A 21,467-nucleotide genomic window follows, 5' to 3' on the forward strand; every position below is an offset into this window, starting at 1 on the left:
CCTTGGCGCTAGCATCCTCTGAAACAAAAGTTCAGGGAAGACACGTTTCATGACACACCGGGTGGTGCTCGTCGACGACAGCGAGGGCGATCTGCTGTACACGCGGCTCATGTTCGAGCGGGCGGGGCTGGACGTGGCCCTGGAGGCCTGTGAGACCGCCGATGACGCGCTGGCCACGCTCGATGACGGCCCGGCGGTGGCGCTCATCCTGATGGACATCAACATGCCCGCGATGGACGGGTTTGAGCTGCTCGACGCGCTGCAGTCGCGTCCCGCGCCACCCCCGCCGGTGGCGGTGTTGTCCTCGTCGCCCAACCCGCTGGACGAGTCGCGCGCGCGCCGCCACCCGATCGTGCGCGACTACCTCACCAAGCCCGTGACCCCCGCGCAACTCCGGGGCCTCATGGAACGCCTGGGGCTGCCGTGAGACGCCATGCGCTGACCTGGGCCTGGTGCCTGTCGGCGCTGACGGTGAGCGCGGCCGCTGCCGAGCTGCGCCTGGCGGTGGAGCGCGACTACCCGCCCTTCGTGTTTGTGGACGCGGACGGCACCCCGCGTGGCCTGTCCATCGACGTACTGGACGCCGCGGCCGCCCGCGCGGGCTTGCGCATCCAGCCGTTGCCCCCGCAGCCGCTGGCGACCCTGCTCTCACAACTGCAGCGCGGCGAGGCCGATCTCATCACGTCCCTGCGGCCCACGCCGGAGCGCGCCGCGTTTCTGGCGTTCACCCGGCCTTATGTCGAGGTCCCCGCCATCCTGCTCGCGCGCGACGACGCGCCGGCCCGTGTGGCCGACCGGGGGTTGGCCGCCCTGGCGGGGCAGCCGGTGGCGGTGGGTGCGGGATATGCGGTGGAGCGCCCGATGCGCGAGGCCCACCCCGGCGTGGCGTGGCGGGCGGTGAGCGACGACACGGTGGCCCTCATCGGGGTGGCGCGCGGCGATTTCGCGGCGGCGGTGGTCGACGCGGCCAGCGCCGCCTGGATCATCGAGCGCCATGGCCTGGGCGCGTTGCGCAGCGTGGGCCGGGTGGGCTTCAGCTACCCCTTGTCCTTTGGTGTGCGGCTGGGTCAGCCGCAGGTGGTGGAAGCCCTGGACCGCGCGCTGGCCGCCCTGCCGGCGGCGGAGCGGCGCGCCATCACCGATCGGTGGATGGCGTCGCTGCCGGTGGAGGCGATGGCGCCGCGCCGGCAGTGGCCGGCGTGGTTGGGGCTGGGCGCGTTGGCGCTGGCGCTCGCCCTGGCGTGGCGGCGGGTGGGAGCGCGCGATGGTTGAGGCGTGGCGCGCCGGGCAGGGCGACGCCTGGCGCTGGGCGTCGCTCACCGGGCTGTTCTACCTGGGGCTGGGCTGGCTGTCGATCGGCTTGTCCGAGCAACCGGGGAGCATCGCCGCGCTGTGGTTCGCCAACGCGGTGGGGGTGGCCGCGCTGACCTTCGCGCCGCGCGGCGCGCGGCTGGGCGTGGTCGCGGCGCTGGTGGTGGCGGGCGGGCTGGCCAACTGGCCGGCCAGCGAGGGCTGGTGGCACGCCATGCGGCTGGTGCCCGCCAACCTCGTGGAGATTTTTCTGGCGGCTTACCTGCTGCGCCGGCGCGGCCTGCACGCGCACGACGTGCGCAGCCCGCGCCGCATGGGCGTGTTGCTGTTGTGGGGCGGGCTGCTGCCGTCGGCCGTGGGCGCGGCGGTCGGCGCACTCACCCTGGGTCTGGTGGATGGTGTGCCGCTGCCCGAGGGCTGGCTGCGCTGGTTCACCGGCGCGGCGCTGGGGGCGCTGGCCGTGCTGCCCCTGGCCGCGCTGGTGCTGCAGCGGCCCGGCAGCGAGGTGCGCGACGAGCTGCTGTCGGTGCCGGTGTTGTCGTCGGTGTTGCTGTGCGGGTCGGTGGCGGTGCTGTCGCTGGCCTACCTGCCGTATCCGTTCGTCTATCTGGCGATCCCCCTGATGCTCGCGGCCGTGAGCCTGGAGCAGACCGGCACCGCGCTGGCCGCGCTGGCGGTGGCGGTCATCTTCGCCGCCTGTCTCGCCTTTGGGGTGCTGGTGCCGCCGCCGGTGACCGCCGCCTGGCAGGACGTGTTCGTGTACCTCGCCTGCGCCGGCGCGCTGGCCCCATGCCATCTGCTGGCCGCGGCGATTGCCCAGACCCGCGATGGCCAGTCGCGGCTGGAGCAGCGCACGCGCGACCTCAAGCACGCCAACGACCGGCTGGAGCAGTTCGTGCACATCGCCTCCCACGACATGCGAGAGCCGCTCAACACGGTCACCCAGTTCACCGGCCTGATCGCCGAGGAACGCGACCGGCTCTCGCCGGACGCCCAGCGTTATCTCGATCTGGTCCAGCGCAGCAGCGGCCGCATGCGCACCTTGCTCGACGACGTGCTGCGTTACGCGCAGCTGCACGCGCGCGACCCGCAGAAGCCCGAACCGGTGGCGCTGGACGAGCTGTTTGCCGACCTGCGCCTGGCGCTGGCCGGGCGCATCGAGTCCTCCGGCGCCGAGCTGCGCGTCGGCCCGCTGCCGCGGGTGATGGGCAACGCGAGCCTGCTGTCGCTGATGTTCCAGAACCTCACGGCCAACGCGCTGAAGTTCATGCCGCCAGGCCGGCAACCGCGGATCGAGGTGAGTGCCCGGACCGAGGGCGACCGGGTGATCGTCACGGTGGCGGACAACGGGATCGGCATCGCCGAGGGCGACCTGGGCAAGCTGTTCCGTCCGTTCCAGCGCCTCAACCTGCGCCGCAAGTACGAAGGCACGGGGCTGGGCCTGGCGTTGTGCCAGCAGATCGCCGAGCTGCACGGCGGGCGCATCGCGGTGCATTCCGAACCCGACCGCGGCAGCCGCTTCGAGGTGAGCCTGCCAGCGCTGCCCTCGCTGACCACCTGACCGGTCTGGCGACGGCCGTTCAGCGGGGGAGTCAGCGAGCGATCAGCGAACGATCAACGAACGATCAGCGACCCAGCAGCCACGTCGCCACCGCCGCAGGGTCTTCTTCGTGGGCCAGGTGACCGAGGGCCGGCAGCGCGTGCAGCGCGCCGCGCACGGCCGGGGCCAGGCGCTGCATCACCTCGGCGGCCTGCGCCGGGGGCACGGTGGCGTCGGCCAAGCCCACCAGCAGGTCCAGCGGGACCGCCAGGCCCGGGAGCGCGCGGGCGAGCCCGGGCAGGTCCCACTGGGCCATCATGCCCAGCACGCCTTCGTGGTGGACCGCGCTGGCCACGAGCCGGCGGTACAGCGCGGTGCCCTCCGCGTCCAGGCGCGAGCCGGTGCTGTCGATCAGCCCGCGCAGCACCGCCGGCTGGCGGGTCTGCCAGGCCGCCAGCCGCGGCACGCCCGGCGCCGCCGCGACCAGCCGCGCCAGTGGCCGGAACAAGGGGCCGACCAGCCCGCCCAGCGGCAGCAGGGCGGCGTTGAGCCCAACCAGACGGCGCGGCGTGCAACGCCCAGCCAGTGCCATTTGCACCGCGACGGCCGCGCCCGCCGAATGGCCCACGACGAGATCGGGCGTCACCGACAGCGCGGCCACCAGGTCGGCCACGGCGCCAGCCATGCCGGGCAGGCTCAGCCGCGGGTCGGCGGCGCCGCCTGGCGGCAGGCCGGTGAAGGCGTGGCCGGGCAGGTCGGGCGCGATGACGCGCCAGCGCGCCGCCAGCCGCGGTGCGAGGCCGCGCCACGAATGGGTCGAGGCGCCGGTGCCGTGCAGGAGCAGCAGCGCGGGCGCGTCGGGGGCGGGGCCGGGCCAGGTCTGCACATGCCAGCGCAGCCCACCCGCGGTCACGAAGCCGCTGCGGCCCGCGTGGGGCCAGTGCGGGCCGTCGACCGCCCAGTCGAGCGGGCCCTGCCGGCTGGACAGCGGCGTCATCGCCCGGCGCCGCCCAGCCGCTGAACCGCCTGCGACAGGCCCGCGGCGCCGGCGTGGGGCAGCGGCAGGTAGGTGGCGCCCAGGTGCACGGCCAGGGTGCGGGCGGTCTCGGCCGGCTGGGGCGAGGTGTCGATCAGCAGGGCCGGGAGGCCGGCGGCGCGCAGCGCTTCGGCGGCCGCGCGGGCGTCGTCCGCGGCCTGCGCCCGGCCGGGCGCGCCCGCGCGGGCGATGTTGGCCTTGCCGTCGGTCAGCACCACCAGCAGCGGGCTGTCGCCACCGCGGGCCAGCCGCTCGCCAAGTTCGCGCGCGGCATCGAGTCCGGCGGCCAGCGGTGTGCCGCCACCGCCGGGCAGGCCGGCGAGTTCGCGCTTGGCGCGGGCGAGCGAGCGCGTGGGCGGCAGCAGCAGCTCGGCGCCCGCACCTCGGAACGCGATCACGGCCACGCGGTCGCGCCGCACATAGCAGTCCGCCAGCAGCAGCTCGACCGCGCCCTTGGCCTCGGCCAGCCGGTGCAGGGCCGAGGAGCCGGACGCGTCGACGACGAACACCGTGGTGCTGGGGCGCCGCTGGCGCAGGCGCTGCACGTGGAAATCGGAGGGGCGCACCTGCAGGCCATCGCGGCCGCTGGCCCGGCGTCGCAGCGTCTGCCAGGGGGCGGCCGCGCGCAGGGTGTCGAGCAGGTGCAGCCGCTGACCGCGGCGCGGGTCGCCGCGGCGGGTGCCGACCGGGCGGCCGCGGGGGGTGTTTTTCTGCCACGCGCCGGCGCTGCCGGCGGCCCGCGTGCGCGGTCCGGCGGCGGCCTGGGCGAGGGCGGCGAGCAGGTCGGCCGGGAGCGCGGCGCGCACCGCTTCCACGAGGCGGTCTTCCAGCGCGCGGGCGGCGGTGGGCTCGTCGGGCGCGGTGTCGGGCGTGGTGTCCTGCGGGGCCTCGGTGTCGGGCTGGGGCGGCTCGTCGGGCGGGGCGTCGTCGGGGGGATCGTCTTGTGATTCGTCTCGTGATTCGTCCTGCCTGTCCTGCGTGTCGGGGGCGGGCAGGCGCGTGGCGCGCGGGGCGAGCACCAGCCGCGCCGCCAGTTCGGCGTGGCCGGCGTCCACGGCGGGGGCGGCGCTCAGCGCGGCCAGCGCCCGGGCGGCCCGCACCGCGAGCAGCGGCGCTCGCAGCCCGTCCACGCCCCACGCGGCGGCCGCCGCGCACAGTGCGTCGGCGATGGCCGGCGGGAGCACGACCGTCGCCAGCCGCTGGCGGGCGCGGGCGATGTCGCCGGGCTGCCAGTCGATGGCCTCGGCGTCGGGGTCGTCGGCGTCATCGACGAGGTCGTGCGGCGGCTGCAGGCGCGGGCGCAGCGCCAGCCGGTCGGCCAGCGCGGCCGGCAGGCCGGGTTCGTCGTCGGGCGCCTCGTCGAGCGCGATCAGCGCCCAGCGGGCCGGCACCTCGCCGGCGAGCCCTTCGCGCTGCAGGGCGAGGGCGCCGCGGTCGAGCGCGCCGCCGAGCAGCGCGGCCACGCCCGCGCCCACCCGCTCGGCCGAGGCGAGCAGCAGCGCGCCGCCGTCGGCGTCGGTGAGCAGGCCCGACTGGGCGACGGGTCGGCCGGCCGACAGGGTGGCGGCGATGTCGAGCCCGCCGAGCAGGGCAGCGTCGGTCGCGTGGGCCGGCACCCGGCGCCACGGCGCGGGAATGGGCAGCAGGGCGCGCAGCAGCGCCAACCAGGCATCGCGGCGCGGGCCGGCGGCGGCGCGCAGCCAGGCGCCGCCCAGCCCGTGGGGGTCGGTCGCGAGCAGCGCGGCGGCGAGCGCGTCGTCCGCACCCAGGCGGGCGGCGTCCTGCGTGGCCCGCGCCAGCGCGTCGTCGGCCCAGGCCGTGCGCGCGGCGGCGGGCGGCGGTTTCATGCGCCCAGGTGTTCGGTCACCGCGCGCTCGACCCGGGCGCTGGAGCCGGTGTTGTCGAGCGGGTTGCGGCGCAGGCGGTGGCGCAGCGCGGGCGGGGCCACGCGGCGCACATGGGCGGCGGTGACGGCCTCGTCGCCGTCGAGCGCGGCGAGGGCGCGTGCCGCGCGCAGCAGCGTGAGGTCGCCGCGCAGGCCATCGGTGCCCAGCGCCATGCACAGCGCGGAGATCCGCTCGCGCACCGCGTCGGGCACGGTCACGCCGGGCAGCCGCCGTCGCGCCGCCACGATCTGGCGGCGAATCCGCGCGTCGGCCTTATGCCACTGGGCCACGAAGGCATCACGGTCGTGTTCGAAGGCGTCGCGGCGTCGCACGACCTCGATGCGCTGGTCGAGCCGGTCGGGCGTGCGCACCTCGACCGACAGGCCGAAGCGGTCCAGCAGTTGCGGGCGCAGTTCGCCTTCTTCGGGATTGCCGCTGCCGACCAGCACGAAGCGCGCCGGGTGGCGCACCGACAGGCCCTCGCGCTCGACCACGTTTTCACCGGAGGCGGCCACGTCGATCAGCAGGTCGACGAGGTGGTCTTCCAGCAGGTTGACTTCGTCGATGTAGAGAAAGCCGCGGTGCGCCTGCGCCAGCAGGCCCGGCTCAAAGGCCTTGACGCCTTGCGTGAGGGCGCGTTCCAGGTCGAGCGCGCCAACCACGCGGTCCTCTGTCGCGCCCAGCGGCAGGTCAATCACCGGCACCGGCCGGGTTTCCACGGCCTTGGCGCGGCCACCGGGCTTGAGCGCGGCGCATTGGTCACAGCGCGCCGCGGTGTCGGCCGGATCGCAGCCGTAGCGGCAGCCGGCGACCGCCTTCATCGGCGGCAATAGCGCGGCCAGCGCGCGCACCGCGGTGGACTTGCCGGTGCCGCGGTCGCCCAGCACCAGCACGCCGCCGATGGCCGGGTCCACGGCCGCGATCAGGATCGCGGTCTTCATCTCGTCCTGGCCGACGATGGCGGAAAAAGGAAAGGGCTGTCCCATGACGGCCCAGTATGTCACGAAAAGTTGACAGTTGGGCGGTTTAACGACCGCCCGTCGGCGATTGGCCGGGCGATCCTGGCGCCGCTGTCACATCCACAGCGCCCGCCACGCCAGGCGCGGTGCGTCGCGGCGCGAGAGCGCCACCCGCTGCGCCCAGCTGCGGTGGCCGATGCCGGCGATGGCGTCCAGCACACCCAGCCCGCCCTGAACCACCAGCCGCAACTCCCAGCCGGCGCGTCCGCCGACGCGGTGCACCAGCGGTTCGCCCATCTGCATCAGCCCCCGCGCGTGGGCGCACAACTCGGTCACCAGCGCCACCCGCGCGGCGTCGTCGGCCGGGTCGCCGCTGGCGAAGCGGTCCGGCGTCAGGCCGTGGCGGCCGAGGGCGTCGCGGGGCAGGTACCAGCGCCCGCGCGGCAGGTCGCGGCCGATGTCCTGCCAGAAGTTGATGAGCTGCAGCGCGCTGCAGATGGCGTCGCTCTCGCGCAGCGCGTCCTCGCCGCGCACGCCCCAGAGGTGCAGCAGCAGGCGACCCACCGGGTTGGCCGACAGGCGGCAATAGGCCAGCAGTTCGGGCAGGTCGGCGTACACGTGACCGGCGGCGGTGTGGCGCACGTCTTGCTCGAACGCGCTGATCAGGTCGTGCAGCGGGGCGGCGGGCAGGTCGTGCGCCCGGATGGCGCGGCCCAGGGCGAAGAAGAGGGCGCTCCAGCGTGGCACGGGGCGGCCGTCCAGCGTGTGCTGCAGCGCCTCGCGGTAGGCGGCGAGGTCGGCCAGGCGGGTCTCGGCGGGCGAGTCGCCCTCGTCGGCGATGTCGTCGGCCGTGCGGGCGAAGTGGTAGATCGCCGCGACCGCCGCGCGCAGGTGGGCCGGGCAGAGCCAGGAGGCCACGGGGAAATTCTCGTAGTGCCCGACCGTGCCGCCCAGCGGCATCGGCGTGTCGCGGTTTTCCCCTACAATTTTGTTTACTAACCGGTCAGTCATTAATTCCAGCCCGGCTTGCGGGGCGCCATTTCGAGGGTTTCTGCGATGAAAACGCCGCATTTTGTCCTGATCGTGACCGCCGCCGTGCTGCTGGCGGCCTGTTCCCGCCCGCCGGCAGCGTCCGAGCCGGTGCGCGCGGTCAAGCTGATGACCGTGGGTGCCGGCGCGATCGGCGCCACCGCCGAATACGCCGGCGAGGTGCGCGCGCGCACCGAATCGCGGCTGGGCTTTCGCGTGGGCGGCAAGCTGGTGCAGCGCCCGGCCGAGGTGGGGCAACGCGTGGGCGCGGGCCAGCTCCTGGCCGCGCTGGACGCGCAGGACTTGGCGCTGGCCAGCCAGGCGGCGCAGGCCGCGGTGACGGCCGCGCGCACGCAGCGTGACCTGGCCGCCGCGGATCTCAAGCGCACGCAGGACCTCGTCGCCCAGGGCTTCGTCAGCGGTGCCGAACTCGACCGCCGCCAGACCGCGCTGCGCGCGGCCGAAGCCACGCTGCAGCAGGCGCAGGCGCAGGGCGCAGTGCAGGGCAACCAGGCGGCGTACGCGCGGCTGACCGCCGACGCGGCGGGCGTGGTGGTGGCGGTGCTGGCCGAGCCGGGGCAGGTGGTGTCGGCGGGCGCGCCGGTGGTGGTGCTGGCCCGGGACGGCGCGCGGGATGTGGTGTTCGGCGTGCCGGAGGACCGCGTGGCGCAGGTGAAGGTGGGGCAGGCCGCGCAGGTGCGGCTGTGGTCCTCGGGTGGCGCTGCCGCGCCGCTGGCGGGCGTGGTGCGGGAGGTGGCGGCCAGCGCCGACGCGGCCGGGCGCACCTTCGCGGTCAAGGTCTCGCTGCCCGCCGATGCGCCGGTGGCCCTCGGCACCACCGCCACGGTCACGCTGGCCGCGACCGGCGGGGCAGCCCCGGTGGCGATCAAGCTGCCGACCAGCGCGTTGATGCAATCCACCGAAGGCGACCGCCGCGGCAGCATGGTCTGGGTGTTCGACGCGGGCAGCAGCACCGTGCAGCCGCGCCCGGTGACGGTGGCGACCGCCGATGGCAACGAGCTGGTCATCGCCAGTGGCCTCAAGCCGGGCGACGAGGTGGTGGTGACTGGTGGCCATGTGCTGGCGCCGGGCCAGAAGGTGACGCGTTTTGTCGCCGCGGCGCAGTGAGGCGGCCATGAGCGTGACCTCGCGATTCAACCTGTCCCAGTGGTCGATCGACCACCCGGCGTTCACCCGCTACCTGATGGTGGTGCTGATGGTGCTGGGCATCGCCGCCTATTTCCAGCTCGGGCAGGACGAAGACCCGCCCTTCACCTTCCGCGCGATGGTGGTGCAGGTGTTCTGGCCGGGTGCCACCGCGCAGCAGGTCGCCGAGCAGGTGAGCGACCGCATCGAGCGCACGCTGCAGGAGGTGCCTTACGCCGACAAGATCCGCAGCTACGCCAAACCGGGCGAGGCGCTGATCATCTTCCAGGTCAAGGACTCCTCGCCGCCGCACGAGGTGCCCCAGCTCTGGTACACGGTGCGCAAGAAGGTGGGCGACATCCGCGGGCAGCTTCCCGCCGGCGTGCAGGGTCCGTTTTTCAACGACGAGTTCGGCGACGTCTTCGGCGTGATCTACGCGCTGCAGGGTGAGGGCTTCACCGACGCCGAGCGCAAGGACGCGGCCGACGCGGTGCGCCAGCAGCTGCTGCGCGTGAAGGACGTGGCCAAGGTGGAGCTGTTTGGCGTGCAGGACGCCAGGATCTTCATCGAGCTGTCGCAGCAGCGCGCCGCCACGCTGGGCCTGGACCTCAACGCGGTGCTGGAGCAGCTGGGCCAGCAGAACGCGGTGGTGTCGGCCGGCACGGTGCAGTCGCCCAACGACGTGGTGCAGGTGCGCGTGGGCGGTGCGTTCAACTCGGTCGAGGCCCTGCAGGCCATGCCGATCCGCACGCCCGCCGGGCGCCAGCTGCGGCTGGGCGACATCGCCACGGTGGTGCGCGGGAGCATCGATCCGGCCCGGGTGTTGGTGCGCCACGACGGGCGGGACAGCATCGCGCTGGGCATCTCCATGGCCAAGGGTGGCGACATCATTGCGCTGGGCCGGGCGCTGCAGGGGACGGTGGCTCAGATCCAGGCCACGCTGCCGGCGGGCATGTCGCTGGTGCAGGTGCAGGACCAGCCGCGCGCGGTGGCGCGGTCGGTCAATGAATTCGTGAAGGTGCTGATCGAGGCGGTGGTGATCGTGCTGGCGGTGAGCTTCCTGTCGCTGGGCCTGCACAAGCGCCCCGGCGGCACCGGCTGGCGCCGCTACACGATCGACGCCCGCCCCGGGCTGGTGGTGTTCATCACCATTCCGCTGGTGCTGGCGATCACCTTTCTGGTGATGCAGTACTGGGGCATCGGTCTGCACAAGATCTCGCTGGGCTCGCTGATCATCGCGCTGGGCCTGCTGGTGGACGACGCGATCATCGCGGTGGAGATGATGGTCCGCAAGCTGGAGGAGGGCCACGACATGGTGCGCGCGGCCACCTACACCTGGGACGCCACCGCCATGCCGATGCTCACCGGCACGCTGATCACCGCGGCCGGCTTCCTGCCGATCGGGCTGGCCAAGTCCACCACCGGCGAATACACCTTCGCGATCTTTGCCGTGACGGTGGTCGCGTTGGTGATTTCGTGGTTTGTGGCGGTGATGTTTGTTCCCTACCTCGGCGTGAAGCTGCTCAAGGTAAAGCCGCACGGCGCGGGCGACGAGCCGCACGAGGTGTTCGACGGGCCGTTTTACGTGCGCTTTCGGGGGCTGGTCGACTGGTGCGTGCAGCACCGCTGGATCACCATCGGCCTGACGATCCTGACCTTTGTGCTGGGCATCGTCGGCATGGGCAAGGTGCAGCAGCAGTTCTTCCCCGATTCCAGCCGGCCAGAGATCCTTGTCGACATCTGGCTGCCCGAAGGCAGCAGCATCGCGGCGATGGATGCGGTGAGCCGCCGGCTCGAGCAGCGCTTGCAGAACGAGCCGGGCGTGGACAGCGTGACCACCTGGGTCGGGTCGGGCGTGCCGCGGTTCTACCTGCCGCTGGACCAGATCTTCCCGCAGACCAACGTGTCGCAGATGATCGTGTTGCCCAGTGACCTGAAGGAACGCGAGCGCATCCGCCAGGCGCTGCCGGCGCTGCTGGCCGCCGAGTTCCCCGAGGTCCGTGGTCGCGTGAAGCTGCTGCCCAACGGACCGCCCGTTCCGTATCCGGTGCAGTTCCGTGTGGTGGGCGGCGATCCTGCGTCGTTGCGCGTCCTGGCCGACGAGGTGAAGCAGGTGTTCCGCGAAAACCCCAACACGCGGGGCGTGAACGACAACTGGAACGAGTCGGTCAAGCGCCTCACGCTGGACATCGACCAGACCAAGGCGCGCGCCCTCGGCGTGTCCAGCCAGAGCATCGCCCAGGCGGCGCGCACGCTGCTGTCCGGCACCACCGTGGGCCAGTACCGCGAAGGCGATGAACTCATCGACATCGTGTTGCGCCAGCCACTGTCCGAGCGCGACGCCATGACCGACCTGGCCAACGCCTACCTGCCCACCGCCAGCGGGCCGCCGGTGCCCTTGCTGCAAATCGCCCAGCCGCGGTTTGGCTGGGAGCCGGGTGTCATGTGGCGCGAGAACCGCGAGTACGCCATCACGGTGCAAAGCGATGTGGTGGAAGGGCTGCAGGGCGCCACGGTGACGGCCCAGCTCAAACCCGTGCTCGATGGCTTGCAGGCGCGCTGGCGCAGCGAAGGGCGCAACGACGTGCGCATTGAAGTCGCCGGCGCTGTGGAAGAGAGCAGCAAGGGATCTAGCTCCATCGCCGCCGGTCTTCCGGTGATGCTCTTCATCGTGTTCACGCTGCTGATGATCCAGCTGCAGAGTTTCAGCCGGTCGATGCTGGCCTTCCTCACCGGATTCATGGGCATTGCCGGCGTGGCGCTGGCGCTGCTGCTGCTGAACCGGCCCTTCGGCTTCGTCGCCCTGCTGGGGGTGATTGCGCTCATGGGCATGATTCAGCGCAACTCGGTGATCCTGATCGACCAGATCGAGCAGGACCGCGCGCGTGGCGTGCCGGCGTGGGAGGCCATCGTGGAAGCGGCCGTGCGCCGGATGCGCCCCATCGTGCTCACCGCCGCGGCGGCGGTGCTGGCGATGATTCCGCTGTCGCGCAGCGTGTTCTGGGGGCCGATGGCGGTGGCGATCATGGGCGGGTTGATCGTGGCCACGGTGCTCACCTTGCTGGCCCTGCCGGCGATGTACGCCGCGTGGTTCCGGATCCGTCGTGACACGCCGGGCGTCACGCCAGGCTGACATCCCGGCAGAGCCCCACCCGCGACCCGGCGGCGCCCCGGGCGGCTACAATCGAAGGTTGCCGTGAGGTGGCCACCGGTGCCGCGTGGCCGGGTTGGCGCCCGGCGCCGCGGGCGGATGCACAAGCCGGCGCGCGGGTGGCGAAATTGGTAGACGCACCAGGTTTAGGTCCTGACGCCAGCAATGGTGTGGGGGTTCGAGTCCCCCCCCGCGCACCACGACTCACCACAGCCCCGTTTCCCGGGCCGGCCAGACAGGCTGGCTGGCCCCGCCCTCTTTTTGGAGATGACCATGACCGTGACCGTTGAAACCCTGGAAAAGCTGGAGCGCAAGATCACCCTCACGCTGCCGGCCGAGGTGATCCAGAAAGAGGTGGCCAACCGCCTCAAGCGCCTGGCGCGCGACGTCAAGATGGACGGCTTTCGCCCCGGCAAGGTGCCGATGAACGTCGTGGCCCAGCGCTACGGCTACTCGGTGCATTACGAGGTCATGAACGACAAGGTCGGCGAAGCCTTTGCCAGCGCCGCCAACGAAGCCAAGCTGCGTGTGGCCGGTCAGCCGCGCATCACGGAGAAAGAGGGCGCCCCGGAAGGCCAGCTGACCTTCGACGCCGTGTTTGAGGTGTACCCCGAAGTCAAGATCGGTGACCTCGCCACCGCCACCGTCGAGCGCCTGACCTCCGACGTCACCGACGCCGCCATCGACCGCACCGTCGACATCCTGCGCAAGCAGCGCCGCACCTTTGCCCAGCGCGCCCAGGATCAGGCTGCGCAGGACGGCGACCGGGTGAGCATCGACTTCGAGGGCAAAATCGACGGCGAGGCTTTCGACGGCGGCAAAGCCGAGGGTTTCCAGTTCATCGTCGGCGACGGTCAGATGCTCAAGGAGTTTGAGGACGCCGTGCGCGGCATGAAGGCCGGCGAGAGCAAGACCTTCCCGCTGGCCTTCCCGGCCGATTACCACGGCAAGGACGTGGCCGGCAAAACCGCCGACTTCCTTGTCACGCTGCACAAGGTCGAGGCCGCCCACCTGCCCGAGGTCAATGCCGATCTGGCCCAATCCCTCGGCATCGCCGATGGTTCTGTGGAAGGCCTGCGCGCCGACATCCGGCGCAACCTGGAGCGCGAGGTCAAGTTCCGTCTGCAGGCCCGCAACAAGGCGGCCGTGATGGACGCGCTGATCGCCGTGTCCGAGCTGGACCTGCCGAAATCCGTCGTTCAGGCCGAGCTGGACCGCATGGTTGAGGGCGCCCGCGCCGACCTCAAGCAGCGCGGCATCAAGGACGCCGACAAGGCCCCGATTCCCGAAGAGCTGTTCCGCCCCCAAGCCGAGCGCCGAGTGCGTCTGGGTCTGGTGGTGGCCGAGTTGGTGCGCCAGCACGAGCTGTTCGCCAAGCCCGAGCAGATCAAGGCCCACATCGAAGAGCTGGCAGCCTCCTACGAGAAGCCGGCCGACGTGGTGCGCTGGTACCAGAGCGACAACCGTCGCATGGCCGAGGTCGAAGCGATCGTGGTGGAGAACAACGTCACCGAGTTCGTGCTGGGCAAAGCGCAGGTTTCTGACAAGGCGCTGGGCTTCGACGAGCTGATGCAGGCCTGACCGCTGCCGATCGGCAGATCGCAACAGCAGGGCGGAGCGATCCGCCCTTTTTTTTGCCGCTTTGCCCCCCATGTCCTCGGGGCGGCGGTGGCTTGGTTACAGTAGCCCCGTGGCAATGCAACAACGACGGAGAAACGCATGAGCGCAATGGACATTCAGGGCCTGGGCATGGTGCCCATGGTGATTGAGCAATCGGGTCGCGGCGAACGCGCCTATGACATCTACTCGCGCCTGCTCAAAGAGCGTGTGATCTTTCTGGTCGGCCCCGTGAATGACCAGTCGGCCAACCTCGTGGTCGCCCAGCTGCTGTTCCTGGAGAGCGAGAACCCCGACAAGGACATTTCGTTCTACATCAACTCGCCCGGCGGCTCGGTGAGTGCCGGCATGGCCATTTTTGACACGATGAATTTCATCAAGCCCGATGTGTCGACCCTGTGCATCGGCATGGCGGCGAGCATGGGCGCTTTCCTGTTGGCCGCCGGCGCGAAAGGCAAACGGTTCGCCCTGCCCAACAGCAAGGTCATGATCCACCAGCCGCTGGGCGGCACCCAGGGCCAGGCCACCGAGATCGAGATTCACGCCCGGGAGATCCTCAAGACCCGCGAGCAGCTGAACAAGATCCTGGCCGAGCGCACCGGACAGCCGCTGGAGAAGATCGAGCGCGACACCGAGCGCGACTACTACCTCACCGCCGCCGAGTCGATGGAATATGGCCTGATCGACAAAGTGATCGACAAGCGGCCTGGCGCGGCGGCCTGACGGGCGCGCGCCGCCGGTCGGCCGTGAAGCGCCGCGACCCCGGGATACCGGCCTTGGGCCAAACAACGGGGCAATTCCACGCTTTTCGGCCGATGGCGCCCGGCGCCCCTTCCACTATCATGTGACCCAGCGTCCGCGCAACTCACCTCCATGGCCGACAAAAAAGCCGCTTCCAGCGAAAAATCCCTGTACTGCTCGTTCTGCGGTAAGAGCCAACACGAGGTCAAGAAACTGATCGCCGGCCCGTCGGTGTTCATCTGCGATGAATGCATCGACCTCTGCAACGACATCATTCGGGACGAACTCCCCGGGCTGGATGCCGCCAAGCCCAGCACCGACGATCTGCCCACGCCCGCGCAGCTCAAGGCCAACCTTGACCACTATGTCATTGGTCAGGACGCGGCCAAGCGCGCGCTCGCGGTGGCGGTCTACAACCACTACAAGCGGCTGCGCCACAAGCAGGCGGCGCGCAAAGACGACGTCGAGCTGTCCAAGAGCAACATCCTCCTGATCGGCCCCACCGGGTCCGGCAAGACGCTGTTGGCCCAGACCATGGCCCGCATGCTCAACGTGCCCTTCGTCATGGCCGACGCCACCACGCTCACCGAAGCCGGCTACGTCGGCGAAGACGTCGAGAACATCGTCGCCAAGCTGCTGCAGAGCTGCAATTACGACATCGAGCGCGCCCAGCAGGGCATCGTCTACATCGACGAAATCGACAAGATCACCCGCAAGTCGGACAACCCGTCGATCACCCGCGACGTGTCGGGCGAGGGGGTGCAGCAGGCTTTGCTCAAGCTGGTGGAAGGGACCATGGCCAGCGTGCCGCCCCAGGGTGGCCGCAAGCATCCCAACCAGGACTTCTTGCAGGTCGACACCACCAACATCCTGTTCATCTGCGGCGGTGCGTTTGCGGGTCTGGAAAAGATCATTGAGAACCGCACGGAAGCCTCGGGCATGGGCTTCGGCGCGGTGGTGCGCAGCAAGCAGCAACGCTCCATCAGCGAGGCCTTCCAGGGCATCGAGCCGGAGGACCTGATCAAGTTCGGCCTGATCCCTGAGCTCGTCGGCCGTCTGCCGGTGATCGCCAGCCTCGCCGAGCTCAGCGAGGATGCGCTGGTGCAGATCCTGACCGAGCCCAAGAACGCGGTGGTCAAGCAATACGCGCGTCTGCTGTCGATGGAAGGGGCTGACCTGGAGGTCCGCCCGGGTGCGCTCAAGGCGATCGCCCGCAAGGCGCTGGCGCGCAAGACGGGCGCCCGGGGGCTGCGCTCCATCCTGGAGAACGCGCTGATCGACACCATGTTCGAACTCCCGGGCATGAGCAACGTCGAGAAGGTGGTGGTGGATGAGTCCACCATCGAAGAGAACAAGCCGCCGCTGCTCGTGTATCGGGAAGCGGCCAAGCAGGCCTGAGGCCGGGCGGTTCGAGGGCGCGCACTGGCCGCCGGCTTGAACCTGTCACCGCCAGACCCATCCGGACCATTTGTCGAGGTTTCCTATGAGTGGACAAACCCCTTTGCCCAGCACGCCGGTCGAGTTGCCGCTGCTGCCCCTGCGCGACGTGGTCGTGTTCCCCCACATGGTCATCCCCTTGTTCGTGGGGCGGCCCAAGAGCATCAAGGCGCTGGAGTCGGCGATGGAGGCCGAGCGGCGCATCATGCTGGTGGCCCAGAAAGCCGCCGCCAAGGACGAACCCTCCACGGACGACATGTTCGAGATGGGCTGCGTGGCCACGATCCTGCAGATGCTCAAGCTGCCTGATGGCACCGTGAAGGTGCTGGTGGAGGGCGTGCAGCGCGCCAAGGTCCTGTCGATCCGCGACGGCGAGCACCATTTCGTGGCGCAGGTGGCGCCGATTGATCCGGCCGCCGAGCGCGCCAGCGCGCAGCCCAACGAACTGGAAGCCCTGCGCCGGGCGGTGATGCAGCAGTTCGACCAGTACGTCAAGCTGAACAAGAAGATCCCTTCCGAGATCCTCACCTCCATCTCCAGCATCGACGACCCCGGCCGATTGGCCGACACCATCGCGGCGCACCTCCCGCTCAAGCTCGAAAACAAGCAGGTGGTGCTCGACCTTGACCCCGTGGTCAAGCGCATGGAGAACCTGTTTGAGCAGCTCGAGCGCGAGGTCGACATCCTCAACGTCGACAAGAAGATTCGTGGGCGCGTGAAGCGCCAGATGGAAAAGAACCAGCGCGACTTCTACCTGAACGAGCAGGTCAAGGCGATCCAGAAGGAGCTTGGTGAAGGCGAAGAGGGCGCCGACATCGAGGAGATCGAGAAGAAGATCAAGGCCGCCAAGATGCCGGCGGAGGCGCGCAAGAAAGCCGAGGGCGAGCTCAAGAAACTCAAGCTCATGTCGCCCATGTCGGCCGAAGCGACGGTGGTGCGCAACTACATCGACGCGCTGGTCAACCTGCCCTGGAGCAAGAAGACCAAGATCAAGCACGATCTGAGCAACGCCGAGTCGGTGCTCAACGCCGACCATTACGGTCTGGAAAAGGTCAAGGACCGCATCCTGGAGTACCTCGCGGTGCAGCAGCGCGTGGACAAGGTCAAGGCCCCGATCCTGTGCCTCGTCGGGCCGCCGGGCGTGGGCAAGACCTCGCTGGGGCAGTCGATCGCCAAGGCCACCGGGCGCAAGTACGTGCGCATGGCGTTGGGCGGCATGCGCGACGAGGCTGAGATCCGAGGCCATCGCCGCACCTACATCGGCGCCATGCCGGGCAAGGTGTTGCAGAGTCTGTCGAAAGTTGGCACGCGCAATCCGCTGTTCCTGCTCGATGAGATCGACAAGCTGGGCACCGACTTCCGCGGCGACCCGTCGTCGGCGCTGCTCGAGGTGCTGGACCCCGAGCAGAACCACACCTTTGGCGACCACTACATCGAGGTCGACTTCGACCTGTCCGACGTGATGTTCGTGGCCACCTCGAACTCGATGAACATTCCGCCGGCGCTTCTCGACCGGATGGAAGTCATTCGCCTGTCGGGCTACACCGAAGACGAGAAGACGAACATCGCCATGCGCTACCTGCTGCCCAAGCAGGTGAAGAACAACGGCCTGAAGGACGCCGAGATCGATGTGCGCGAGGACGCGGTGCGCGACATCGTTCGCTACTACACCCGCGAGGCGGGTGTGCGCTCGCTCGAGCGCGAACTGGGCAAGATCTGCCGCAAGGTGGTCAAGGGCCTGCTGCTGAAGAAGATGACCGCCACCGTGGTCGTCACGCCGGACAACCTGAGCGACTTCCTCGGTGTGCGCAAGTACACCTATGGCCGTGCCGAGCAGCAGAACCAGGTCGGTCAGGTGGTGGGGCTGGCGTGGACCGAAGTTGGCGGCGACCTGTTGACCATCGAGGTCGCGATCATGCCGGGCAAAGGAGCGATCACGCGCACCGGTTCCCTGGGCGATGTGATGAAGGAGTCGGTGGAGGCCGCCCGCACCGTGGTGCGCAGCCGCGCCCAGAGCCTCGGCATCAAGGATGAGTTGTTCGAGAAGCGCGACATCCACATCCACGTGCCCGACGGCGCCACGCCCAAGGATGGCCCGAGCGCTGGCATCGCCATGACCACGGCGCTGGTGTCGTCGCTGACCGGCATTCCCGTGCGGGCTGACGTGGCCATGACCGGCGAGATCACGTTGCGCGGTGAGGTGACCGCCATCGGTGGCCTGAAGGAGAAGCTGCTGGCGGCGCTGCGCGGCGGCATCAAGACGGTCGTGATCCCCGAGGAAAACGTGAAGGACCTGGCCGACATTCCGGACAACGTCAAGCAGGGCCTGGAGATCGTCCCGGTGAAGTGGATCGACAAGGTGCTGGCCATCGCGCTGGAGCGCCAACCGGTGCCGCTGACCGACGAAGAGGTGGCCGCGCAGATGGCGGCGGCCGCGCAGCGCGGCGCGGTGGCGCCCGATGCGGTGAAGCATTGATCTGCGAACACGGGGCGCTTGAGGAGCGCCCTGTTTTTGCGCTACAATGCCAGCTTCTGACGACAGCCGCTCTTTCAATGCGAGTGCAGCAGCTGACCGAAGAAATCCCGCGGGAATAGCTCAGTTGGTAGAGCGCAACCTTGCCAAGGTTGAGGTCGCGAGTTCGAACCTCGTTTCCCGCTCCAAACACCGCAAAAAAAGGAAGCCCGGCTTCCTTTTTTTTCAGCCGGTTTCGGCGCGATAGCAAAGCGGTTATGCAACGGATTGCAAATCCGTCTAGTCCGGTTCGACTCCGGATCGCGCCTCCACCCTTCCTCTCCGTCCGCTTGGGCACCCATGGCCTCATGGGTGCGGCGTGGTGGCACCCGCTCTGTGGCTCAGGTCGATGGTTTCCCCACGCGGCGTGACCACGCCATCAGGTCCGCGGCCGCGCGCCCCGCGGAAGAGGCGCTGCCGGCCGGGGGGCGCGCCTGGCGGGGAGGCTGGTGCTGGCGGGATGCCTGGGGCGGCGCAGCCTGATCCGGTGGTCCGTCGCTCAAGCGGTCAATGATGGCGCAGTGAGGCTGGTCGTCGCCCTGGCAGATCGCCACAAGATCGGCCAGCGCATCGCGAACCGCCTGCAGCTCGTCGATGCGCGCATCCAGGTCCTGCAGGTGTTCTTCGGCCACACGCTTGACGTCTCGGCTGCTGCGCCGTGAGTCGCTCCACAGCCCGACGAGGCTGGCGATCTGGGCGGTAGAAAACCCGAGCAGGCGAGCCCGACGAATGAAGCGCAGCAGATTCACATCGTGGTCGGTGAATTGCCGGTAGCCCGACGCGGAGCGGCCGGTGCTGGGCAGCAGCCCGGTCTGTTCCGCGTGGCGGATCATCTTGGCGGAAACGCCGGCGGCGCGGGCGGCGTCGCCGATGGTCATGGTGCGCTGCATCAAGATCTCCCGGAGGTCGGTGCACGGTACCCGGCTCTGCCGCGGTGTCGCTCGGTGCCACGGTCAGGCTGACATCAAGTCCCGCCATCTTGATCAAAAACAAGCATTTGCCGAGCGCCTGTGTCACGATGGGGGCAAGGGTATTCCATCCGCGACCATGACAGCACCCCAGTCCGCCACTTCGGCCGCGCGCGATTCCATGTTGGAGAACCTGGCGCGCAAGATTCCGGGCGCCTTGTTCCGTTATTGCGTGGAGCTTGACGGACGATCGCGCCTGGACTTCATGAGCCCGGGCTGCCGGGATATCTGGGAGCTCGATCCCCAGGCTGTGGCGCTGGACATGGGGGCGCTGTGGGCGATGGTCCACGAAGACGACCGGCTGGCCATGCGCGCCAGCGTGGACGCCAGCGCCGCCGCGCTGACGGACTGGTCGCACCAATGGCGGATTGCCACGCCGTCAGGACGCACGAAATGGCTGCACGGCGTGGGCCGACCTGAACGCAGCCCGGAAGGCGCCCTGGTGTGGCACGTGTTTGTGCTGGATGTGACCAGCAGCCGCCACGCCCAGGCCTTGCGGCTGGAGGCCGAGCAGCGGTTTCGGCGCCTGCTGGACCAGGTACCCAACGTGGCGGTGCAGGGCTACGGCACCGACCTCAAGGTGCATTACTGGAACCGTGCGTCTGAAACCCTGTATGGATACTCGCCCGACGAGGCGATGGGACGCGGCTTGCTCGATCTCATCATTCCCGACGAGATGAAGCCCGCGGTCCAGGAAGCGGTGCACGCGATGTTCACCCGCGGCGATCCGATCCCGCCCGGAGAACTGGACCTGCGCCACAAGGACGGTGGCGCCGTGTCGGTTTATTCAAGCCACGTGCTGCTGGCGCGCGAGGGACAGGATCCCGAAATGTTCTGCGTGGACGTGGACCTCAGCGAGCGTCGGCGCGCGGAAGCGTCGCGGGCGCAACTGGAGGCCCAGCTCCGCGAATCCCAGAAGATGGAGGCGCTGGGCACGCTGGCCGGCGGCATCGCCCACGATTTCAACAACATCGTGGCGGCCATCATGGGCAACATCGAGTTGGCGCTGGAGGACGTGCCGCCGGATCACCCGGCTCACACCAGCCTGCAGGAGGTGCGCAAGGCCGGCCGGCGGGCGCGCAACGTGGTGCAGCAGATCCTGGCCTTCACGCGGCGCCGCGCCGCGCACAAGGAACCGCTCGATCTCGGGCGCGTGTTGCGCGAAACCGAAGGCCTGTTGCGGGCCGGGCTGCCGGCCGGCGTGGCCCTGGAAATCGACATCGACCCGGACACGCCGGCGGTGCTGGGCGACTTGACCCAGCTGGAGCAGGTCCTGCTGAATCTGTGCACCAACGCCTGGCAGGCCTGCCGCGACGCGCCGGCCCCGCGCATCCGGGTGGCGCTGGACGCCGTGCCCGCGCCCGGGCCCGACGAGGGCGTGTTGTGGCCGGGCGGGGCGCCCGGCGCGCGGTGGCCGCTGCGCAACGCGCGACTGACGGTGGAGGACAACGGCTGCGGCATGGACGCGGCCACCCAGGCGCGCGTGTTCGAACCGTTTTTCACGACCAAGCCGCCGGGCACCGGCACAGGCCTGGGTCTGGCGGTGGTCCATGGTGTCCTGCGTGAGCACGGTGCCGGCATCCGCCTGGTCTCCGCACCGGGCGAGGGCGCACGATTCGTGATGCTTTTTCCGGCGGCGCCGGACACGGCGGCGTTGCCGGCCACGGCACCGCCGTCGAGCGGGCCCCCGGTGGCCAACGTCCCGGACCGACCGGTCGTCTACGTGGACGACGACACCGCCATAGGCGATCTGGTGCGTCGGGCGTTCGAGCGCTCCGGGCGGGCGGTAACGGTGGCCCATGGAGCGGACGAATGCCTGGCGCACTTGCGCCGATCGCCGGGCGTTTTTGCCCTGGTGGTGACCGACCAGAACATGCCCGGCGTGTCGGGGGTGGAGCTGGCGGCGCAGATCCGGGCCGAGTGGCCCGATGTGCCTGTGGTGATCACCTCGGGCTATGTCAGCGACGACTTGTGTCGCCGCGCGGCCGCCGCCGGGGCCCGGGATGTGCTGCACAAGCCCGACACGGTGGACCAGGTGGTCAGTCGCTTGCAGGCGCTGGTGGCCCAGTACGTGCCCAGGGACGCCACCCGCGGCGGCGTTTGACTGCGGCGGTGGGGCGGTGGCGGCGGGCGC

Annotated in this window: 15 protein-coding genes and 3 tRNA genes; 13 read left to right on the plus strand and 5 right to left on the minus strand. The window is 70.2% G+C overall.

What is annotated here, in order from left to right; translation table 11 throughout:
* Positions 1-49: 49 nt before the first annotated feature.
* From AC2D80_RS05135 to AC2D80_RS05145, 3 genes are read left to right on the plus strand one after another with little or no spacing between them, the layout of a single operon-like run.
* A complete protein-coding gene (locus AC2D80_RS05135; RefSeq protein WP_484631901.1) occupies positions 50-427 on the plus strand; it encodes a response regulator in 378 nt (125 codons plus the stop codon).
* Entirely contained in the window at positions 424-1,272 is an 849-nt protein-coding gene (locus AC2D80_RS05140; protein ID WP_484631902.1) for a transporter substrate-binding domain-containing protein, read from the plus strand. Before AC2D80_RS05135 ends, AC2D80_RS05140 begins: the two co-directional genes overlap by 4 nt.
* The gene (locus AC2D80_RS05145; RefSeq protein ID WP_484631903.1) at positions 1,265-2,872 is read left to right on the plus strand and encodes a sensor histidine kinase; all 1,608 of its coding nucleotides are present in this window, start codon (positions 1,265-1,267) and stop codon (positions 2,870-2,872) included. Before AC2D80_RS05140 ends, AC2D80_RS05145 begins: the two co-directional genes overlap by 8 nt.
* Before the next feature lie 64 nt (positions 2,873-2,936).
* Here the strand turns inward: AC2D80_RS05145 and bchO are convergent, their stop codons facing one another.
* The 4 genes from bchO to hpnC form a co-directional block, all read right to left on the minus strand.
* Positions 2,937-3,848 (minus strand): alpha/beta fold hydrolase BchO, encoded by a 912-nt coding sequence (bchO, locus tag AC2D80_RS05150; protein ID WP_484631904.1) that lies wholly within the window; start codon positions 3,846-3,848, stop codon positions 2,937-2,939.
* Positions 3,845-5,734: a magnesium chelatase subunit D gene (locus AC2D80_RS05155; RefSeq protein WP_484631905.1), complete on the minus strand. Its 1,890-nt coding sequence runs from the start codon at positions 5,732-5,734 to the stop codon at positions 3,845-3,847. Before AC2D80_RS05155 ends, bchO begins: the two co-directional genes overlap by 4 nt.
* Entirely contained in the window at positions 5,731-6,759 is a 1,029-nt protein-coding gene (gene bchI / locus AC2D80_RS05160; RefSeq protein WP_484631906.1) for a magnesium chelatase ATPase subunit I, read from the minus strand. Before bchI ends, AC2D80_RS05155 begins: the two co-directional genes overlap by 4 nt.
* 87 nt (positions 6,760-6,846) lie before the next feature.
* The gene (gene hpnC / locus AC2D80_RS05165) at positions 6,847-7,803 is read right to left on the minus strand and encodes a squalene synthase HpnC (RefSeq protein ID WP_484631907.1); all 957 of its coding nucleotides are present in this window, start codon (positions 7,801-7,803) and stop codon (positions 6,847-6,849) included.
* Between hpnC and AC2D80_RS05170 the strand changes: the two genes are divergently transcribed.
* The 9 genes from AC2D80_RS05170 to AC2D80_RS05210 all read left to right on the plus strand — a co-directional run bounded on the left by AC2D80_RS05170 (position 7,789) and on the right by AC2D80_RS05210 (position 18,637).
* Positions 7,789-8,889: an efflux RND transporter periplasmic adaptor subunit gene (locus AC2D80_RS05170; RefSeq protein ID WP_484631908.1), complete on the plus strand. Its 1,101-nt coding sequence runs from the start codon at positions 7,789-7,791 to the stop codon at positions 8,887-8,889. The two genes, hpnC and AC2D80_RS05170, sit on opposite strands and share 15 nt — an antisense overlap.
* A gap of 7 nt (positions 8,890-8,896) precedes the next feature.
* Positions 8,897-12,040 (plus strand): efflux RND transporter permease subunit, encoded by a 3,144-nt coding sequence (locus AC2D80_RS05175; RefSeq protein WP_484631909.1) that lies wholly within the window; start codon positions 8,897-8,899, stop codon positions 12,038-12,040.
* A 131-nt stretch (positions 12,041-12,171) separates the two neighbouring features.
* Positions 12,172-12,258: transfer RNA gene (locus AC2D80_RS05180), tRNA-Leu, on the plus strand.
* A 73-nt stretch (positions 12,259-12,331) separates the two neighbouring features.
* The gene (tig, locus tag AC2D80_RS05185; RefSeq protein WP_484631910.1) at positions 12,332-13,639 is read left to right on the plus strand and encodes a trigger factor; all 1,308 of its coding nucleotides are present in this window, start codon (positions 12,332-12,334) and stop codon (positions 13,637-13,639) included.
* A gap of 138 nt (positions 13,640-13,777) precedes the next feature.
* Complete coding sequence (gene clpP, locus AC2D80_RS05190) at positions 13,778-14,398, plus strand: ATP-dependent Clp endopeptidase proteolytic subunit ClpP (protein ID WP_484631911.1); 621 nt, start codon at positions 13,778-13,780, stop codon at positions 14,396-14,398.
* 150 nt (positions 14,399-14,548) lie between these two features.
* Positions 14,549-15,814 carry an ATP-dependent Clp protease ATP-binding subunit ClpX gene (gene clpX, locus AC2D80_RS05195; RefSeq protein WP_484631912.1) on the plus strand — a complete coding sequence of 422 codons (1,266 nt, stop codon included), beginning with the start codon at positions 14,549-14,551 and terminating at the stop codon, positions 15,812-15,814.
* A gap of 85 nt (positions 15,815-15,899) precedes the next feature.
* Positions 15,900-18,329 carry an endopeptidase La gene (gene lon, locus AC2D80_RS05200; protein ID WP_484631913.1) on the plus strand — a complete coding sequence of 810 codons (2,430 nt, stop codon included), beginning with the start codon at positions 15,900-15,902 and terminating at the stop codon, positions 18,327-18,329.
* A gap of 109 nt (positions 18,330-18,438) precedes the next feature.
* Positions 18,439-18,514, plus strand: a tRNA-Gly gene (locus tag AC2D80_RS05205).
* Between the two features lie 49 nt (positions 18,515-18,563).
* A tRNA-Cys gene (locus tag AC2D80_RS05210) sits at positions 18,564-18,637 on the plus strand.
* A 69-nt stretch (positions 18,638-18,706) separates the two neighbouring features.
* Here the strand turns inward: AC2D80_RS05210 and AC2D80_RS05215 are convergent.
* A complete protein-coding gene (locus AC2D80_RS05215; RefSeq protein ID WP_484631914.1) occupies positions 18,707-19,255 on the minus strand; it encodes a MerR family DNA-binding protein in 549 nt (182 codons plus the stop codon).
* A 157-nt stretch (positions 19,256-19,412) separates the two neighbouring features.
* On the opposite strand from AC2D80_RS05215, the gene AC2D80_RS05220 reads away from it, so the two are divergent.
* Positions 19,413-21,437, plus strand: coding sequence for a hybrid sensor histidine kinase/response regulator (locus AC2D80_RS05220; protein WP_484631915.1), 2,025 nt, complete (start codon positions 19,413-19,415; stop codon positions 21,435-21,437).
* Positions 21,438-21,467: the final 30 nt, after the last annotated feature.

The organism is Hydrogenophaga sp. T66 (assembly GCF_057219855.1).

Excerpts from the sequence above, each read along its gene's own strand:
- AC2D80_RS05135 (WP_484631901.1), top strand. The coding sequence starts at position 50 with ATGACACACCGGGTGGTGCTCGTCGACGACAGCGAGGGCGATCTGCTG.
- AC2D80_RS05145 (WP_484631903.1), top strand. The coding sequence starts at position 1,265 with ATGGTTGAGGCGTGGCGCGCCGGGCAGGGCGACGCCTGGCGCTGGGCG.
- bchO (WP_484631904.1), bottom strand. The coding sequence starts at position 3,848 with ATGACGCCGCTGTCCAGCCGGCAGGGCCCGCTCGACTGGGCGGTCGAC.
- AC2D80_RS05155 (WP_484631905.1), bottom strand. The coding sequence starts at position 5,734 with ATGAAACCGCCGCCCGCCGCCGCGCGCACGGCCTGGGCCGACGACGCG.
- bchI (WP_484631906.1), bottom strand. The coding sequence starts at position 6,759 with ATGGGACAGCCCTTTCCTTTTTCCGCCATCGTCGGCCAGGACGAGATG.
- AC2D80_RS05170 (WP_484631908.1), top strand. The coding sequence starts at position 7,789 with ATGAAAACGCCGCATTTTGTCCTGATCGTGACCGCCGCCGTGCTGCTG.
- hpnC (WP_484631907.1), bottom strand. The coding sequence starts at position 7,803 with ATGCGGCGTTTTCATCGCAGAAACCCTCGAAATGGCGCCCCGCAAGCC.
- AC2D80_RS05175 (WP_484631909.1), top strand. The coding sequence starts at position 8,897 with ATGAGCGTGACCTCGCGATTCAACCTGTCCCAGTGGTCGATCGACCAC.
- tig (WP_484631910.1), top strand. The coding sequence starts at position 12,332 with ATGACCGTGACCGTTGAAACCCTGGAAAAGCTGGAGCGCAAGATCACC.
- clpP (WP_484631911.1), top strand. The coding sequence starts at position 13,778 with ATGAGCGCAATGGACATTCAGGGCCTGGGCATGGTGCCCATGGTGATT.
- clpX (WP_484631912.1), top strand. The coding sequence starts at position 14,549 with ATGGCCGACAAAAAAGCCGCTTCCAGCGAAAAATCCCTGTACTGCTCG.
- lon (WP_484631913.1), top strand. The coding sequence starts at position 15,900 with ATGAGTGGACAAACCCCTTTGCCCAGCACGCCGGTCGAGTTGCCGCTG.
- AC2D80_RS05215 (WP_484631914.1), bottom strand. The coding sequence starts at position 19,255 with ATGCAGCGCACCATGACCATCGGCGACGCCGCCCGCGCCGCCGGCGTT.
- AC2D80_RS05220 (WP_484631915.1), top strand. The coding sequence starts at position 19,413 with ATGACAGCACCCCAGTCCGCCACTTCGGCCGCGCGCGATTCCATGTTG.